17 protein-coding genes and 1 pseudogene are annotated in these 16,973 nt (G+C 72.4%); 12 read left to right on the top strand and 6 right to left on the bottom strand.

The window, feature by feature from the left end; translation table 11 throughout:
- Positions 1-20: 20 nt before the first annotated feature.
- Positions 21-1,412, bottom strand: coding sequence for a hypothetical protein (locus BLS56_RS31615; protein ID WP_175482944.1), 1,392 nt, complete (start codon positions 1,410-1,412; stop codon positions 21-23).
- Between the two features lie 50 nt (positions 1,413-1,462).
- Entirely contained in the window at positions 1,463-2,509 is a 1,047-nt protein-coding gene (locus tag BLS56_RS20305; protein ID WP_175482943.1) for a lytic polysaccharide monooxygenase auxiliary activity family 9 protein, read from the bottom strand.
- Between the two features lie 188 nt (positions 2,510-2,697).
- Between BLS56_RS20305 and BLS56_RS20300 the strand changes: the two genes are divergently transcribed.
- The 5 genes from BLS56_RS20300 (at position 2,698) to BLS56_RS20280 (ending at position 7,592) form a co-directional block, all read left to right on the top strand.
- Positions 2,698-3,669, top strand: a complete 972-nt coding sequence (locus tag BLS56_RS20300) for a transporter substrate-binding domain-containing protein (RefSeq protein WP_091453340.1) — start codon at positions 2,698-2,700, stop codon at positions 3,667-3,669.
- Complete coding sequence (locus tag BLS56_RS20295; protein ID WP_091453338.1) at positions 3,612-4,607, top strand: hypothetical protein; 996 nt, start codon at positions 3,612-3,614, stop codon at positions 4,605-4,607. The genes BLS56_RS20300 and BLS56_RS20295 overlap by 58 nt, the downstream gene beginning before the upstream one ends.
- Before the next feature lie 147 nt (positions 4,608-4,754).
- Positions 4,755-5,702: a quinone oxidoreductase family protein gene (locus tag BLS56_RS20290; RefSeq protein WP_091453334.1), complete on the top strand. Its 948-nt coding sequence runs from the start codon at positions 4,755-4,757 to the stop codon at positions 5,700-5,702.
- A gap of 52 nt (positions 5,703-5,754) precedes the next feature.
- A complete protein-coding gene (locus BLS56_RS20285; protein ID WP_091453332.1) occupies positions 5,755-6,684 on the top strand; it encodes a DUF5996 family protein in 930 nt (309 codons plus the stop codon).
- Between the two features lie 170 nt (positions 6,685-6,854).
- Entirely contained in the window at positions 6,855-7,592 is a 738-nt protein-coding gene (locus tag BLS56_RS20280; protein WP_091453330.1) for a class I SAM-dependent DNA methyltransferase, read from the top strand.
- Positions 7,593-7,615: 23 nt separating this feature from the next.
- Here BLS56_RS20280 and BLS56_RS20275 read toward each other — a convergent pair whose 3' ends face one another.
- The gene (locus BLS56_RS20275) at positions 7,616-8,515 is read right to left on the bottom strand and encodes a LysR family transcriptional regulator (protein ID WP_228771795.1); all 900 of its coding nucleotides are present in this window, start codon (positions 8,513-8,515) and stop codon (positions 7,616-7,618) included.
- Between the two features lie 105 nt (positions 8,516-8,620).
- Between BLS56_RS20275 and BLS56_RS20270 the strand changes: the two genes are divergently transcribed.
- Positions 8,621-8,821: a hypothetical protein gene (locus BLS56_RS20270; protein WP_091453323.1), complete on the top strand. Its 201-nt coding sequence runs from the start codon at positions 8,621-8,623 to the stop codon at positions 8,819-8,821.
- A gap of 166 nt (positions 8,822-8,987) precedes the next feature.
- On the opposite strand, the gene BLS56_RS20265 is transcribed toward BLS56_RS20270, so the two are convergent.
- On the bottom strand, positions 8,988-9,920 hold the full coding sequence (locus tag BLS56_RS20265) for an MBL fold metallo-hydrolase (protein ID WP_091453321.1): 933 nt from the start codon (positions 9,918-9,920) through the stop codon (positions 8,988-8,990).
- Positions 9,921-10,032: 112 nt separating this feature from the next.
- Between BLS56_RS20265 and BLS56_RS20260 the strand changes: the two genes are divergently transcribed.
- The 5 genes and pseudogenes from BLS56_RS20260 (at position 10,033) to BLS56_RS20240 (ending at position 13,028) form a co-directional block, all read left to right on the top strand.
- On the top strand, positions 10,033-10,560 hold the full coding sequence (locus BLS56_RS20260) for a hypothetical protein (RefSeq protein ID WP_139190840.1): 528 nt from the start codon (positions 10,033-10,035) through the stop codon (positions 10,558-10,560).
- Positions 10,512-11,543, top strand: a pseudogene (locus BLS56_RS20255) (zinc-binding dehydrogenase). The gene BLS56_RS20260 and the pseudogene BLS56_RS20255 overlap by 49 nt, the downstream one beginning before the upstream one ends.
- Before the next feature lie 56 nt (positions 11,544-11,599).
- The gene (locus tag BLS56_RS20250) at positions 11,600-11,872 is read left to right on the top strand and encodes a hypothetical protein (protein ID WP_091453316.1); all 273 of its coding nucleotides are present in this window, start codon (positions 11,600-11,602) and stop codon (positions 11,870-11,872) included.
- 293 nt (positions 11,873-12,165) lie between these two features.
- Positions 12,166-12,750 carry a GNAT family N-acetyltransferase gene (locus BLS56_RS20245; protein WP_091453314.1) on the top strand — a complete coding sequence of 195 codons (585 nt, stop codon included), beginning with the start codon at positions 12,166-12,168 and terminating at the stop codon, positions 12,748-12,750.
- Positions 12,696-13,028 (top strand): Rossmann-fold NAD(P)-binding domain-containing protein, encoded by a 333-nt coding sequence (locus BLS56_RS20240; RefSeq protein ID WP_091453311.1) that lies wholly within the window; start codon positions 12,696-12,698, stop codon positions 13,026-13,028. Before BLS56_RS20245 ends, BLS56_RS20240 begins: the two co-directional genes overlap by 55 nt.
- A 46-nt stretch (positions 13,029-13,074) precedes the next feature.
- Here the strand turns inward: BLS56_RS20240 and BLS56_RS20235 are convergent, their stop codons facing one another.
- Positions 13,075-13,962 (bottom strand): alpha/beta fold hydrolase, encoded by an 888-nt coding sequence (locus BLS56_RS20235; protein WP_091453309.1) that lies wholly within the window; start codon positions 13,960-13,962, stop codon positions 13,075-13,077.
- Between the two features lie 259 nt (positions 13,963-14,221).
- Here BLS56_RS20235 and BLS56_RS20230 point away from each other — a divergent pair, with 259 nt between their 5' ends.
- Positions 14,222-16,756, top strand: coding sequence for a PEP/pyruvate-binding domain-containing protein (locus tag BLS56_RS20230; protein WP_091453306.1), 2,535 nt, complete (start codon positions 14,222-14,224; stop codon positions 16,754-16,756).
- A gap of 4 nt (positions 16,757-16,760) precedes the next feature.
- Here BLS56_RS20230 and BLS56_RS20225 read toward each other — a convergent pair whose 3' ends face one another.
- Positions 16,761-16,952: a hypothetical protein gene (locus tag BLS56_RS20225; RefSeq protein WP_091453304.1), complete on the bottom strand. Its 192-nt coding sequence runs from the start codon at positions 16,950-16,952 to the stop codon at positions 16,761-16,763.
- Positions 16,953-16,973: the final 21 nt, after the last annotated feature.

The following is a 16,973-nucleotide window of genomic DNA, read 5'->3' as shown; positions in this document are numbered from 1 at the left end:
GTGCCGAGGATCACTCCTGGTCACCGGTCCGATGTCGGGTAACCAAGGTGATCAGGCGGTGTGGGCTGCCCTGGGGGAGGCGGCGGACCCCACTGGTGGGGCTGGGGAGCCTGGCCGTACGGCTGCGCGGGCGGGTGCCCCGGCTGGGGTGCGACCGGCGGACCGGACTGCTGGTACGGCTGCTGACCGGCTGGATAGCCCTGTTGGTGACCGGCCGGGTAGCCCTGCTGCTGAGCGGGTGGCGGGTAACCCGGTTGGCGCGGGGGCGGGTAACCGGGTTGTGGGGGCGGATAGCCCCACTGCTGACCGGGTGGCGGATAGCCCGGCCACTGCGGCGGCGGACCCGGTTGAGCGGACGGGACCTGCCTCGGGGCATGGTCCGGCTGGTGGGCGGGCGGACCAGGGTGGCGCGGCGGATGGTCCGGCCGCGGACCGGACACCTGAGCGGACTGCTGCGGATACCCCTGCTCCGGCCACGGCGCACCGGCCTGCGGCTGCCGCGGCGGGAAACCCGCCCGCGGATCGGCCGCCGGAACGAACACGTACCCGGACTGCGGCGGGCCGGTCGACGGCTGCTGGGGCGGGAAACCCCCGGACGAATCAGCCGCCGGAACAAACACATACCCCGACTCCGGCGGGCCAGCCGGAAGCTGCTGGGGCGGGAAACCCCCCGACGAATCAGCCGCCGGAACAAACACATACCCCGACTCCGGCGGGCCAGCCGGAAGCTGCTGGGGCGGGTAGGCAACCGGGGGCTGACCGCCGCCGAGGTGGAAGGGAAGGCAGGAGATCAGGGCGGCGAGCTTGGCCAGGGTCTCCAGCACCTTCGCCGGGGAGGTCATGCCCAGCATGGTGTTCTCCGCGTACACCAGCTCCGACCCCAGCAGCGACCAGGTGCCCAGGCGCGCTTCCAGGGACAGGGCCACGATCTGCGGGGTGAGCACCTGCGCCGCCAACGACGGGTCGGTATCCACCAGTCGGTAGCGGCGGTTGAACTTGCGGTCGGCTGTGGTCGGGCGTGGGCTGCTGGGCAGGTCGAAGTACACCTGGTCGCGGGACGTGATCTGGAAGTACGGCATCGGCGCGGGCAGGCGCACCACCCAGACCGAGTCCGTGCTGAACCGGTGCTGCTTGTTGACCGTCATGCCCATGGCCTTCGTGGCGATCACGGTCGGCCTGCGGATGAACTCGAACACGGTGAACGCCAAGCCGTCGTTGGTCCCGCTCAGCGCCCCGTACGCCAGCCGCATGTCGCCGCGGTCGGTGAACGGCAGGACCGGCCACCGCTGCAGCAGAGCGGGCGCTTCCTCGGCGAACTCCCAGCCGCGCTCGTGGGCCATCGCGGCCCTGGCCTTGTTGATTTTGTTGATCGCGGGCACCTGCGGCCACGCGACTCTGCGGTCGAACTCCACCTGTCCCCCACCTCCCCTGGCTCAGGATAGGCGGAGGACGGCGGGGCCTGTCAGTCGAACTCGACGTCCGAGCAGGACATGAAGAACTCGCCCACCAAGTTGCCGTGCTGGTCCCTCGGGCCGCCGTGGCCGCCCCAGACGTTGACGATGACGTGCTTGCCGGTCTTCGCGGGGAGCGTCTCGGTGGTGTAACTGGTGACGGCGGGGTCGCCGTGGGTCTCGGTCATGAACGGCACGGGTTCCAGGGCGTCCCAGGTCACCCCGCCCTGGCGGTCCCAGCCGTCCTTGGTGACGAACCACTGGTGGGTCCAGGTGTGGTCGACGTGGTGGGCCGTGTAGGCGTAGCTGAACGTGTGCGTGGTCTCCCCGCCCGCCAGGTAGGTGACCGGCCAGTCGCCGACCAGGTCGAGCCCGGCGAAGGCGGCGTTGCCCGCGGAGGCGACGTCCGGGCCGTGGAAGAACTTGCGGTACTCCAGGTAGGAGCCGTTCCACGGCGGGTCGGCGAGCATCGCGTCGGCGGGCGGCACGACCTCCTGCCAGGTGCTGCTGGTGTTCAGCTCGCGGGCACGGCGGCAGATCTCGGCCGGGTCGTTGTCGCGGATGACCCGGACCGCGCGGCTCACCGGGTGGTCGACGCTGCCGTGCCGAGGGCTCGCGGACACGGTGGTCTCCTGCCTGGCCGGGAGCGCGGCGTAGGGCTGGGTGTCCGCGGTGGCGACGGTGACCTCGTCGGTGAACTCGCTCCACGCGCCGCCGTCCAGCTTGGCGCGGATCTTGACCCGGTATTCGGAGGCGGGCTCGGCGCCCAGGCACACCCAGTGCGCGCGGGCCCACTGCCAGCCCGGGGACCAGGTGGGCCAGTACAGCCCGGCGGTCTGCTTGATCTCGCCGCCGTTCAGCCACACCTCGTAGACATGGGGGTAGGGCGGGTTGACCCCGTCGTTCCAGTCGGCGGGCGGCGGCCAGTCATCGCCGCTGTTCGCGCCGACGGTCCACGCCAACTGGATGCCGTGCAGCGTGAGATCGCCGTCGGTGCGGTGGGCGGCGGTGGCGGCGAGCGAACGAGGGGGTGCGGTCTGCTGGATGTCGGCGGTCATCGGTGGCCATCCTCGGAAGTCGCGAGTCGTCCTCCGCATGGTCTTCCGCCGCGCGCGCCTACCGACCGGTCTTCACCCGAACTGAGCGCCCCCACTGGCCCCTCACCGGCACCACCAGCACCAACGGGGACCCGGCGAATGTCCCGAATCCTTGGTCGCGCACTAGTTGATCGTGAAAGGATCCGCCCATGGCGGATGGGGACCAGAGGCCGAAGTGGGTGCGGTTCGCGGCCTTGATCGCCGCGGCGCTGGTCGCGGCGGGGATCGCGGTCGCGGTGTGGTGGGAACAGGTGCCCACCGAGGACGAGCTCAAGGAGCAGGCCGGGCTCAAGGGGAAGTCCGAGCTGGTCATCGGCGTGAAGACGGACATGCCCGGCATCGGCTTCCTCGACCCGGACACCGGGGTGCTCTCCGGGTTCGACATCGACATCGCCTACCTGATCGCAGCCGACCTCGGGTTCGAGCCGAGCAAGGTGCGGCTGGTCGAGATCGAGAACGAGGACCGCTCCAAGATGCGCGGCGCCGACGGCAGGCGCGTCGACCTGGTGGTGGCGACCTACAGCGACACCCCGGAGCGCGCGGCGGTCGGCGGGGTCAGTTTCTCGTTCCCCTACCTGGAGACCGAGCAGTCGGTGCTGACCCGCAAGGACCACCGGCCGGTGCTGGCGCTCACCGAGCTCGCGGGCGAGTCGGTGTGCACGCTCACCACCTCCACGTCCGTGCGGGCCGCTGAGACGGCGGGCGCGAAGATCGTCTACGACCTGACGATCGCGGGCTGCGTCGACCTGCTGCGCGCGGGCAAGGTCGGCTCGGTCACCACGGACGCGGCGATCCTCGCGGGCTTCGCCCAGCGCTACCCCGACGAGCTGCGCCACCACGACATCGCGCTGGAGGCCAAGGAGCTGTGGGCGGTCAACACCGGGGGCAACGAGCCGCTGCGGACCCTGGTGAACCTGGCGCTGTACCGGTCGCAGAACGACCCGGCCGACAAACGGTGGGAGGACGCGTACAACCGGCACCTGCGGCCGATGGCCAGGCACAGTCCCGAGCAGCTCATCCCACTGGACCAGCAACGGGGCGCGGTGGAGGTGGAGGTTCGGCAATGGCCATGGGAGAGGCTGGCGGGTCTGATGAGGTTCGCGGTTTCCAGTGGACCCTGACCCTGCTCCCGGCGTTCCCGATCGTCCTGCTGGTGCTGCGGCTGTGGCAGCTCAGCGGCCAGGACCTCAACACGATGCTGCTGCTGGTGCAGCACGTGCACGCGCTGGAACTGGCCAGCTCGCTGGTGATCAGCCTGCTGGCGGTGCCGCCCGCGATCCTGCTGACCGCGCACCTGCTCGGCCTGCTGTCGCTGGTGAGCCGCGCCCCCGGCCGCGAGTCCCGGCTGGAGCGCACGGTCGAGCGGACCCCGAACTGGCTGGTGATCGGGTCGGTGGTGTGGGCGCTGCTGGTGTGGCAGCTGCGGTTCATCCCGACCCTGCTGCTGCTGGCGTGCGCGATCGCCGGGCTGACCACGCGCAGACGCGGCCGCGACGACCTGGTGTTCCCGGTGTGCGTGCTGCTGCCGATCGCGGTCGCGGCGCTGGAGTACCTGTGGTTCGGCGGCGCGATCGCGGCGGCGTTCAGCCGGGGTGAGGCGCCGCTGGCCCTGCTGCTGCTCCTGCCGCCGCTGTTCGGCCCGCTGCTGACCGGTCCCCTGCCCGAGCGGGTCGCCAAGACGGCCACGCACGCGATCGCGTCGGTCGGCGGGCTGGTCGCCCCGTTCGCCCTGATCGCGATGTTCCTGCGCGTCCCCGTGCTGCCCGCGGTGGCGGTGGAGCTGCGCGCCACCGACGACCGCCCCGCCACCGTCGTCCTGGGCAACGTCGTCACCGTCGACGACACCATGACCACCCTGCTCGACGCCCACGGCGACATCCGGTTCGTGCCCAACAGCCTGATCAAGGCCAAGTCCCTGTGCCAGGGCCCGGAGCAGATCCCCTACAGCGCGGTCACCGCGGGCGGCTGGCTGGTCGAGGACGCCGCCATGGACTGGCTGCTGCCGGTCAAAGTCCCCCAGGGCGCCACCGACCCCCGCTGCGAGGGCCGTCTCCCCTGAACCTCGGCGCCGTGTTGCCCGGTCGCCGGTTTCCGGTTCTACTGGCTCCAGGCGTCGGCGCCCCGGCCGGTGTCCCAGGTGGACTCGCCGAGTCCGCCACCGCACCTGGGACGGAATAGACGCCAGCGCGGAAGGGTTTGGCGGACCATGGCTGTGATTGTGGTGGCCACCGGATTCGGTGGACCGGAAATGCTGTCCGTGCGCGAGGAACCGGTGCCCGCGCCCGGTCCCGGCGAGGCGACCGTGCTGGTGCGCGCGGCCGGGGTGAACCCGATCGACCACAAGCGCTACAGCGGCGCGTTCGGCGACGATCCCGGCACGCTGCCGATGCGGCTGGGCCTCGAACTGTCCGGCGTGGTGACCGCGGTGGGGCCGGACGCCGTCGGCCCGGCCGGGCCGGTGCGGGCAGGCGACGAAGTGGTGGGGTTCCCGGTGTCCGGCGCTTACGCCAGCGAGGTCACCACACCGGCCGCGACGCTGCTGCCCAAACCCGCGGGCCTGGGCTGGGAGGTGGCCGCTGGGCTGCTCGCCACGGGCGCCACCGCGCTGCACACCCTGGCCGCCACCGGGGTCGCGTCCGGGGACACCGTGCTGCTGCACGGCGCGTCGGGCGGAGTGGGCTATCTCGCCGCGCAACTGGCTGTGGGGCGGGGCGCGCGGGTGATCGGCACGGCCGCCGAGTCCCACCACGAGCGGCTGCGCGCGCACGGCGTCGAGCCCGTAACCTACGGCGCGGGGCTCGCCGACCGGGTCCGCGCGCTCGTCCCCGAGAAGACCGACGTCGCCATCGACACGGTCGGCACAGACGAGGCGGTCGATGTCTCCCTCGAACTGGTGGCCGACCGGTCCAGGATCGCCACCATCGCCGCTTTCCAGCGCGGCGCCGCGGCCGGGATCCGGCTGCTCGGCGGCGCTCCCGGCGCCGACCCCGGAACGGAGATCCGCGCCGACGCGTGGCGAGAGCTGTTCCCGCTGGCGGTCGACGGCAAGCTGGACGTGGTCATCGCCCGCACCTTCCCGCTCGCCGACACCGCGGCGGCCCACGAGTTCGTCGCGGGCGGCCACGCGGGCGGCAAGGTCATCCTCCTGCCATGACCGCGCGGGCGCTGTCGGGCGTGCGGGCGAGCACGAAGGGAGAACCGTTTCCATGGAACTGTTTCCGGCGCTGCCACTGACCGAGTGGCAGGACACCAAGACGACGGTGCACCTGTTCTGCCAAGTGGTGGGCAAGATCCGGCTGGCCGCGAGCCCGCGCCGCAACCACTGGTGGAACGTTCCCTTCCACGCCACCGGGCGCGGTGTCACCACCCGCCCCATGGGGCAGGTCGACGGCAACCCGATCTTCACCATCGACTTCGACTTCGTCGGCCACCGGCTAGTGGTGTCCACTGTGGACGGGCGGTCGGTGTCGTTCCCGTTGGCAGGCCAGTCGGTGGCCTCGTTCTACCGCGGCGTTCTCGACGCTTTGGCGGCACTCGGCGTCACGGTGGAGATCGCCGACCCGTCGCCGTTCGGGCTGCCGGAGGAGTACCCCCCGTTCGCCGAGGACACCGAGCACGGCGCCTACGACCCGGTCTGGATGACCCGCGCCTGGCAAGTGCTGTCGCAGGTCAACCTGGTGCTGGAGGAATTCGCATCGGGCTTCTCCGGCAAGGCCAGCCCGGTGCACCTGTTCTGGCACAGCTTCGACCTGGCCTACACCCGCTTTTCCGACCGCCGCGTGGACCAGTCCGCCGCGGACCCGGTCACCCGCGAGGCCTACTCTCGGGAAGTGATCAGCTTCGGCTTCTGGTTCGGCGACCCGGCCACCGGCGAGCCCGCGTTCTATTCCTACACCGCCCCGGAGCCCACCGGCCTCGCCGACGAACCGCTGCCCCTCAAGGCGGCCGAATGGGTGGCCAACGGCGACGGCCACCTGGCCCTGCTGCGCTACGACGACGCGCGCGCCGAATCCGACCCGAAAGCCGCCGTGCTCGCGTTCCTCGACAGCGCTTACCATGCGGGCGCGCGCCGGGCGGGCTGGGACGTGGACCACTTGGCCTGCCCCGGCGGTGTCACCGCGGCCCAGCCTGCCTGACCGCGCGGTCACTACGAAAAACACTGGAAAACAACCGGCGCCCTGGACAGGTCCAGCGGCTACCGGAAACCTGATGGCAGGCCAGAACGCGAGCGCCGCGACATTTCACCGAGCGTTCCGGGAAAAGCGCCGACGCGGGTGAATCGCCTCCAGCGACAAGGAAAGCCATCATGGAAAACTTCGATCCGAAGCTCTATGGCACCCGGTGGGCCGCCAATTACGACGAGTGGCACGCGGGAATGCTGGACGACGATGGCGCCGTCGCCAGGCTGAGCGAGTTCGCCGGGGATGGCTCGCTGCTGGAGTTCGGGGTCGGCACCGGGCGGTTGGCGCTGCCGTTGGCCGCGCGCGGGCATGACGTGGTCGGGGTGGACGTCAGTGAGGACATGCTCGCGCGGCTACACGCCAAGCCCGATTCCGCGAAGGTCACCACGGTGGTCGGCGACATGGCCACGGTCGAGTTGGACCGGGTGTTCAGCGTGGTCTACGTCGGCTCCAGTTCGATTTTCGTCCTGCCCACCCAGGCGGATCAGGTTCAGCTTTTCCGCAACGCCGCCGCGCATCTGCGGCCCGGCGGCCGGTTCGTGCTGGAGACCGGGGCGCTGCTCAAAAGCCGCGACAGCGGCAATTCCCGGCTGGGCGTCGTCCGGGTGGAAACCGACCAACTGGTGCTGGGCGCAGGCTTCGTCGACCCGGTCACCGGTCTCTCCCGGGGCGCCTGGGTGATCATCGAGCCGGACGGGGCGTCGTTCTACCCGCTGCACGGCCGCAACTGCACCCACCACGAGATGGACCTGATGGCCACCATCGCGGGCCTGGAACTGGAACACCGCTGGGGCGACTGGGAACGCGGCCCGTTCACCGCCCAGTCCGCCCTGCACGTGTCGGTCTACCGCAAGCCCGCCTAGCACGGCGTCGACTCCCGAGGGCGTCAACTCCCGAGAAGGGTGGTGTGGAAGGCGCGGGCGGTCGGGTTGAGCGGGCGGTCGAGCGGGGAGCCGATGGCGATGTCGTAGCGCGGGATGTGGCGGCGGAACGGGATGTAGCGCAGTTCCGGCGCCTGCCGGGACAGGGATTCGGGGACGCAGGCGACGCCGAGGCCGTGGCGGACGAGTTCGAGGATGGTGGCGATGTCGTTCATCTCGAACGAGGTGGCGCGGTCGGGGAAGCCCGCGGCGGTGAAGGCGCGGTCGACGGCGTTGCGGACTCCCCAGCCGCGGGGGAAATCGATGAGGTCGTGACCCGGCAGGTCAGTCAGGGCGAGCGTGTCGTGGGCGGCGAGGGGGTGGTCCGGGGCGCAGGCGAGGACCACGGTCTCGGTGGTCAGCGGGTCCAGCCGCAGGCCGGGGACGGCGCCGGTGCTCGTCAGCACCGCCAGGTCGAGGTCGCCGTCGCGCAGGGCCTCGGCGTGCGAGGTGGAGCCGCGCGCCCCCGGGTTGATGAGGCGGAGTTCGACCTCGGGATGGCGGGCGCGGAACTCGGCGAGCGCGGTGAGCACCCGGGTCGGCGTGAGGCCGAACAGGATGCCCAACTCCAGCGTGCCGCGCAGACCGGTGCGAACCTCGTCCACGACCTGCTGGGCCGCGCGCAGGGCGTGCAGGATTCGGCGGGCCTCCGGCAGGAAGGCCGCGCCCGCGGGGGTGAGGTCGACATGCTGTGTGGTCCGCTCGAACAGCGGGGCGCCGAGTTCCTTTTCCAGCACGCGGACTGACGCGGAGATCCCGGACTGCACGATGTGCAGGCGCGCCGCGGCGCGGGTGAAGCTGCGCTCCTCCGCGACGGCGAGGAAGTGCCGCAGCCTGCGGGTCTCCATGCGCTTATCTCCAGTCATGCTAGACCTAGCCAAGATTCATGTTGGACAATGCTAACCCCCGCAGCACCGTTTCGACATGCAGGCGATTCTCGATGTCGAGAACCCGCTCCGCACGACGGTCTGGTGGCGACCGGTCGCGACCTACGGCGCGCCGATGGCGCGGCAGGCGCGCTGCCCACCCCGCTCTACGTGCTCTACCAGCGGCGCGAGGGCTTCGGCACCGGGATGCTGACCGTCGCGTTCGCGATCTACGTCCTCGGCGTGGTGGTGACGCTGCTGGGCATGGGCCGTGTGTCCGCCGTCCTGCGCCCCTTGGCCCGGTGACGGCAAGGCTCACCAAGGCATCGGGCTATCGCACCTGACCGGGCAGCCGGGGCCGTTGAGCGCCATCCGGATTCGGCTGCGGGAACCGGGCCGCTTGCCGATCACGGCCAGAGCACCCGGTAACCACACGGCCGGCCCGGGGCGCTCGGAACGGTCAGTGGGAAAGTCAGGCGTAGCAGCCGATCGGGCCGCCGTTGAAGGCGACCATGTCCGGCCAGATGACCGTCAGCGGGAGCTTTGCCCCCAGCGGGTCGCCGTTCAGTTCGGAGTAGGCGCGGTGCAGGTTGCCGACCAGGCGCTCGTTTTCCTGCCAGGACGCGAAGGGGTTGTCCCGGGCCGCGAACGCCGCCGCCAGCGGGGTCCGGCCCGCTTCGTGGCCCGCGCGGGCGGTCTCGGCCACGAAGTCGGCGTAGGCGCCGAGGTCGTCGAGCAGGCGGGCCACCTCGGCGCCGCGGCGGACGGGGCCGTGGCCGGGGACCAGGACGTCCGGGGCGAGGTCGCGGATGCGGGCCAGGGCCTTGAGGTACCCGGCGACGCTGCCCTCGGCCAGGAAGGGCTGGCCGCCGGTGAACGCGAGGTCGCCCGCGAACAGCACGCCCTCGTCGGGCAGCCAGGCCAGGACGTCGCCGCGGGTGTGGGCGGGGCCGACGTGGATCAGCTCCACCCGGCGCTCGCCCAGGTGCAGGGTCATCCGGTCGGTGAAGGTCAGGTCGGGCGCGCGGACTTCTTGGTGGCCGTAGTCGGGTCCGGGCAGCACCTCGGCGGCGATCAACCCGGCGGCCAGGACGTCCTCGCGGCAGGCCACGTGCCCGATGACGGGCGTCCCGGCGGGCAGCAGCCAGTTGCCGAAGGTGTGGTCGCCGTGGTGGTGGGTGTTCACCAGCGCCCGCGGCGCGTCCGGGCTGATCTTCGCCACCGCGCTCAGCAGCGCCCGGTTGCGCGCCTCGGTGGAGGTGGTGTCGACCATCACGTGCTCACCGCCGCGGCCGGTGACGACCCCGGTGTTGTTCACCATCCAACTCCCGTCGGGCTGGACGTAGGCGAACACCCCCGAGGCGACCTCGACCATCTCCGGGGGCGGCAGCGTTCGTGTGCTCATGCCCCGATGATCCTCCCGCCAACCCGCCGCCCGCTGTCGACGCGCGGGCGCCGGTGGTCCCACATCCCGCGACCGCCTCGGCGCGGGATGGCGGGGCAGTAGATTTCGTGCGGTGACCGCTTCCGTTTCCGTGCTGGACAATCCGGTCTGGGCCGCGTTGACCGGGCCGCACTCGCATCTCGCCGAGTGGCAGGGGCAGGTGGTGCGGTATCCGGGGGATGTCGCGCCGTTCTTCGGGTTGGCCGCCGCGCCCGTGGGGGCGGGGTGGCAGGTGGTGGCGGAGTTCGCCGGGCATGGGGAAGTGGCGCAGATAGGCGGGCCCGACTTCGCGCCGCCGCGGGGGTGGGGGGTCGAACTGCGGCTGCCGGGGGTGCAACTGGTCGGCACGGAGGCGCGGGGCGCGGTCGATCCCGAGTGCGTGCGGCTTGGGCCCGAGGACGTGCCGGAGATGCTGGACTTGGTGGCCCGCACCGACCCGGGGCCGTTTCGCGACCGCACCATCGCGCTGGGGGCCTACTACGGATTCGGCGCGGCGGGGTCCTGGTCGCGCGGGCTCCGGTGGCGAAGCGGGCCTGCTGAGGGGGGTGGCCGGTGCGGGCGGTGGTGTACGCCGAGTTCGGCGGTGAGCCGCGGGTCATGACGGTGGCCGACCCGGCGCCGACCGAGCACGGCGCGGTGATCCGGGTCGAGGCGACCGGGCTGTGCCGCAGCGACTGGCACGGCTGGGCCGGGCACGAGCCGGACATCCGGCTGCCGCACGTGCCGGGGCACGAGTTCGCGGGCACGGTGGCCGCGGTCGGATCACGCGTGCGCGGCCGGTGAGTGGGCGACCGGGTGACGGCGCCGTTCGTCTGCGCCTGCGGGCGGTGCGCGGCGTGCGCGGCCGGGGACCAGCAGGTGTGCGAGCGGCAGACCCAGCCGGGGTTCACCCATTGGGGCTCGTTCGCCGAATACGTGACCGTCGAGCACGCCGAGGTCAACCTGGTCAGGCTGCCCGAGGAGACCACGTTCGCCGCCGGGGCCGGGCTGGGGTGCCGGGTCGCGACGGCGTTTCGGGCGGTGACCGCGCAGGGCCGGGTCGCGCCAGGCGAGTGGGTCGCGGTGCACGGGTGCGGCGGGGTCGGGCTCGCCGCGGTCGCCGTCGCAGCCGTGGCGGGGGCGCGGGTCGTCGCGGTGGACGTCTCCCCCACCGCCCTCGATCTGGCCGCGGAACTGGGCGCGGCGGTGTGTGTGGACGCCTCGGCCGTCGACCCGGTCACGGCCGTCGTCGAGGCGACCGGCGGCGGGGCGCACGTGTCCCTCGACACGCTGGGCAGCCCGGCGACCTGCGCCGCTTCGGTCCGCTGCCTGCGCAGACGCGGCAGGCACGTCCAGGTCGGCCTGCTGCCGAGCGACCCGCCGGTGCCGATGGGCCGGGTCGTCGCCTACGAGCTCGCCCTGCTCGGCAGCCATGGGATGCCCGCGCACGCCTACCCGGAGCTGATCGCCCTGGTGGCCGCCGGGGTGCTGCGGCCGGAGCTGGCGATCACCGCGACGATCGGCCTGGACGCGGTCCCCGCCGCGCTCACCGCGATGGGAGCCGCACCCGGTTCAGGCGTCACCATCATCACCCCTTCTGGGTGACGGCTCACACACGGTGGGTGCGCGATCGCCCCGGGACGGATGGCAAGATCGGGCCCGTGACGACCAGCTCCCCCGCCACCGCGCCCGATGCCCTCGCCACCGATGCCTTCGCCACCGCGGACCGCCCCACGGTCCAATTCCCCGCCATCCAGGACTCCCCGCCGCCCGGCCCCCCTGCCCAGCAGGCGGCCCAGCCCGCCGTCCGGACCCCCACGCCGCAGACCCCCGCGCCGCAGGCCGCCGCGGCCCGCCCGCGCCCGCGCAAGTCGCTGCCGCGCCGCATCGCCCGCAAGATCCTGGGCCCCGGCCTCGCCACCAAACGCGACTGACCGCCGCAGGCCCCACGCGCGGGGCCCGCTCACCACGAGCGGGCCCCGCGCGTGCGAAATCCGCAACATATCCGGGCGTTATCGCGACTGATAAGCCGCGATAACGAAAAGTGTGAATCTGATTTCAGCTGCGTTAAGACCTGCCGCGATCCGGTAAACGTAGCGAGCCATGCCGGGTCTATCGGCACGCCTGCCCGTCGCTCGATCAGGGCGAGTGTGGTGCCGGATTCGGCCTGTCGGTGGAAGATTGGGCAGCCTGCCTGGCCTCGACCTGGAACAGCGAAGGTGCCCTGATGAGTGTCCGCCTGCGGGCATTGGAACGCGACGACCTGCGGTTTGCGCACAGCCTGTCCAACGACTCGCGGGTCATGTCCTACTGGTTCAACGAGCCGTTCGATTCGCTCGCGGAGTTGCACGAGATCTACGACCGCCACATTCACGACCTGCGGGAACGGCGGTTCGTCATCGAGGCCCGCGAGCCTGAGGCGACCGGCGGCGACGGGATCGCGGAGTCCGGGCCCAGACCGGAGCGGGTCGGCGTGGTCGAACTCGTGGAGATCGACTACATCCACCGCTGCGCCGAGTTCCAGATCATGATCGCTCCCAGCAGGCAGGGGGAGGGACACGCCACCACCGCCACCCGCCTGGCCCTCGACTACGCGTTCGCGGTGCTCAACCTGCACAAGGTCTACCTGATCGTGAGCACTGAGAACCACGGCGCGATCCACATCTACCGGAAGGCCGGATTCACCGTCGAGGGGACGCTGCGGGAGGAGTTCTTCACCGACGGCCGCTATCGAGACGCCTTGCGGACATCGCCGAGGTGGCCGCCGACCTGCTCACCCGGGACCCGCACCGCGCCCGAATCCAGGTGCTGACCGGCCCGGCGTCGCTGCGGCTGCGCGATCTCGTCGCCGTCGTCGCCGATGTGCTCGGCAGGCCCATCGCGATCGACCCGCTGACCCCGGAACAGGCCGTGCTGCGGCGTCCGGCGTGGCTGCCCGAGCCGGTCCTGCGCACGCTGCTGGCCGCCGAGGCCGCCGCCGTCGGGGTGCCCGCGCCGGTCAACAACACCGTCGAACGCGCCACCGGCCGCCCGCCCCGCGCGTTCCGGGACTGGGTCGCGGCCAACCGCGCCGACTTCGCGGCCGCATGAAGGACCGACGCGGCCTTCCGGAGAAGACCGCGCCGGTCCACTGTGGTCAGACGGCGGCCTGCGCGGCCGCGGCCTTCTTGGCGTTGGCGTCGATCGCGGTGACGATCTCCGCGCGCAGCGGGCTGGGCATGTCATGGCCCATGGTGTCGAGTTCGAGGTAGGTGGAGTGCTGGATGGCCTTGTGCGTGGCCCGGCCGCCGCTGACGGTGATCAGGGCGTCCTCGCCGCCGTGGACGACGAGGACGGGCATGGTCAGCTTCTCCAGGTCGGCGGTGCGGTTGCCCGCGTGGGCGATCGCGGCGACCTGCCGCCGGGCACCCGCGGGATAGTTCATCCGCTCGTAGGAAGCCCGCGCCAGCTGACGGCGGCGTTCCGACTCGGTTTCCCGGTGGGTGCGCGAGCCGATGACGTCGTACACCTTGGCGATGTGCTCGATGGCCGCCTCGGGCTCGGTCGGAACGGGCGCGAGCAGCGCCAGGGCGGCCGCGAAGGTCGGCAGGCCGACCAGCGGCGCGCCGGTGGTGCTCATGATCGAGCAGAGGCTGCGCACCCGGTCGGCGTGGTTGACGGCGACCAGCTGGGCGATCATCCCGCCCATCGACGCGCCGACCACGTGCGCCTGGTCGATGTCGAGGTAGTCGAGCAGGCCGACGGCGTCGTCGGCCATGTCCCTGAGGTAGTAGGCGGGGGCGAGCGGCTCGGCGTCCGCCGCGGTCGACTCGATCTTGTCCGACAGGCCGCTGTCGCGGTTGTCGAAGCGGATCACCCGGTAGCCGCGGTCGCCGAGGGCGGCGACGAAGTCGTCCGGCCAGGCGATCAGCTGGGAGTTCAGGCCCATGATCAGCAGCAGCGGCTCGCCGTCCGGGTCGCCCTCGTCGCGATACCACAGGCGAATGCCGTTGGCGGTGGCGTAGGCGCCAGGTTCTTCGGGCATGAGTGTCCTGTCTCTCGTCGTCAGGATCAGAAAGCGCGCGAGCGAAACCCCGCGCGGGCCGTGTCACGGCTCGTGTGCGCGCGCACACTGAAAGTAGCACCGGGTGTTCGTTGCCCGCAGCCATCGCACGGGGGTCCCACGACCGAGTGAGAATCATGATCCAGACATCGGCACAGGGGTCTGTTCCCCCTGCCGCCCCCCCATTAGCGGCAACGTCAAAGCCCATACGGGCGGCGGTCGAATGCGGAACACTGGTTCCATGAACGACACCGCACTGGTGCTCCCGCTCGACGCCGACGCCGAGATCGCCGCGGTCGGCGGCAAAGGGGCGTCGCTGGCGCGGCTGGCCCGCGCCGGGCTGCCGGTCCCGCCCGGGTTCCACGTCACCACCCGCGCCTACCGCGCCTTCGTCTCCGCTGGCCTGGACCAGGAGATCGCCGCCGCGCTGCGGGAAACCGACGAAGACGGCGCGGCGGCGGCGATCGCCGAGGGGTTCGCCCGCCGGGACCTGCCGTCCGACACCGCCGAGGCCGTGCTGGCCGCCTACACGGCGCTGGGCGGCGGCGTGGTCGCGGTGCGCTCGTCGGCGACCACGGAGGACCTGCCGGACCTGTCGTTCGCCGGGCAGCACGACACGTTCCTCGGCGTCACCGGCGCGGATGCCCTGCTGGCCGCGGTGAAGCGGTGCTGGGCGTCGCTGTGGACGGCGCGGGCGATCGGCTACCGGTCCCGCAACGGCATCGCGCCCGAGGACGTGGCGCTGGCCGTGGTGGTGCAGCGGCTGGTGCCCGCCGACGCGGCCGGGGTCCTGTTCACCGCGAACCCGCTCACCGGGGCCCGCGGCGAGTCCGTGATCAACGCGGCCTGGGGGCTCGGCGAGGCCGTCGTGGGCGGGGAGGTCACCCCCGACACCTACGTCCTGGCCCACGGCAGCCGGACGGAGAAGCGCCGCGAGGTCAGCGACAAGGCGGTCATGACCGTGCGCACCCCCGAGGGCACCGCCACCGAGGCGACCCCCGAGCGGCTGCGCCGGGCGCCGGTGCTCGACCAGGCGCGGGCCGCGGAGCTGGCGGGACTCGGAGAGCGAATCCACGACCTCTACAGCGGGCCGATGGACGTCGAGTGGACCCTGAGCGGGGACGAGTTCGCCATCGTGCAGGCGCGGCCCATCACGAACCTGTCGGACGAGGACACCGCCGAGGTGTGGAACGACAGCCTCGCCGGGGACTACCTGTGGACGTGCGCGAACCTCGGCGAGGCCATCCCGAGCGTGATGACGCCCGCCACCTGGTCCGTCGCGCGGGCCCTGGCGATGCCCGCGGTGGGCGGGCACCCGGTCTCGGGCAACATCGGCGGCCGGTTCTACCTCAACCTGAGCGTGTCCTTCGGGGTGGCGAACGCGCTCGGCCTGGGCGGGTTCGCGCGGCGCCAGGGCGAGCAGCTTCTCGGCCGCATCCCCGACAGCGTGGCTGTTCCGCCGCTGCCGATGTCGCGGCCCGCGCTGCTGCGCTCGGCGGTGTCGCTGGCCGGGCTCGCGCTGCGGCAGACGGTGACCTACCGGCGGCGGCTGCCCGCGCTGCTCGCCGAGACTCCGGGCCGGTGCCAGGAACTGCGCGAGCGCATCGGGGCGGCCGAGTCGCCGGAAGCCCTGGCCGCGCTGTGGCGGTCGGATGTGGCCGACCTGCTGCGGGTGACCTGTCGGATTCTGGAGTCGGGCGCGCGGCAGGGCGGGCCGGAGCGGGTGCGGGCCGCCCTGGTGAAGGCGGCCGGGGAAGCCGACGCGACCACGCTCATGACCGGCCTGCACGAGGAGTCCGGAGCGGCGCTGGAAAGCCTGGGCCCGGTCATCGGGCTCGCCCGGCTGCGGCGCGGCGAGATCGACCGGGACGCCTACGCGCGCGCCTGGGGGCACCGCTGCGCCGACGAGTTCGAGCTGTCCGTGCCCCGGCCAGGCGAAGACCCGGCCTGGCTCGACCGGCAGCCGCACGCCCCGGGGCCGGACCCGGAGGACCTGCTGCGCAAGCAGGCCGCCGTCCGGGCGGAAGCGTGGCGGCGGCTGCGGCAGGCCCACCCGCGCGCGGCGCGACGGCTGCGCCGCCGCGTCGACCGGGCCGCCGTCGCCGCCCGCCGCCGGGAGCTGGCCCGCTCGGAGATGGTCCGCACGTTCTGGGTGCTGCGGGCGTTCGCGGTGCGCGCGGGCGAGCTGACCGGGCACGGCGCGGACGTGTTCTTCCTGGATGTGGACGAGATCGTGGCCGTCCTCGACGGCGACACCGCCCCGCTGGCCGCGGTCCCCGCCCGGCGCGCGGCCTACCGGCGCTACAGCGCGCTGCCCGCGTACCCGACGCTGATCCGCGGCCGGTTCGACCCGGAAACCTGGGCGGCGAACCCGGACCGGCGCACCGACCTTTACGACGAGACCGGTGCGCACAAGCCGCTGGAAAGCGACAGCGCTGACAGCGCCGACATCACCGGGTCGCCGGGGGCCGCTGGCGTGGTCGAGGGCGCCGCCCGCGTGGTGTCGACCGCGGCCGAGGGCGCGGCGCTGCTGCCTGGGGAGATCCTGGTGACCGCGGTGACCAACATCGGCTGGACCCCGCTGTTCCCCCGCGCCGCCGCCGTGGTCACCGACATCGGCGCCCCGCTCTCGCACGCCGCCATCGTCGCCCGCGAGCTGGGCATTCCCGCCGTGGTGGGCTGCGGCGACGCCACCACCCGGCTCGCCACCGGCGACCGGGTGCGGGTCGACGGCACCCTCGGCAGGGTCACGCTCCTGGACTCCGCCCAGGAGTAGCGCCTCAGGCCCGGATGCTCCAGAACAGGATCTTGACCGCGACCTGCGCCGGAATCGACCCGCCGACCGCGGCGGACAGCACCGGCTCGGCGTGGCGCAGAACCGGGACCAGCAGCCGCAGCAGGGGCTGGGTGTGCACAAGGAGCACCGGGCGCGTCCCGCCGTGACCGGTCTGCTCGCGGATCAACTCGAACATGGTCCTGCTCTCACAGCGGAG

Source organism: Actinokineospora iranica, assembly GCF_900101685.1.
Lineage (GTDB): Bacteria > Actinomycetota > Actinomycetes > Mycobacteriales > Pseudonocardiaceae > Actinokineospora > Actinokineospora iranica.
Note: the sequence above shows the minus strand (reverse complement) of the source record. Positions and strands in the feature narration are given on the sequence as shown.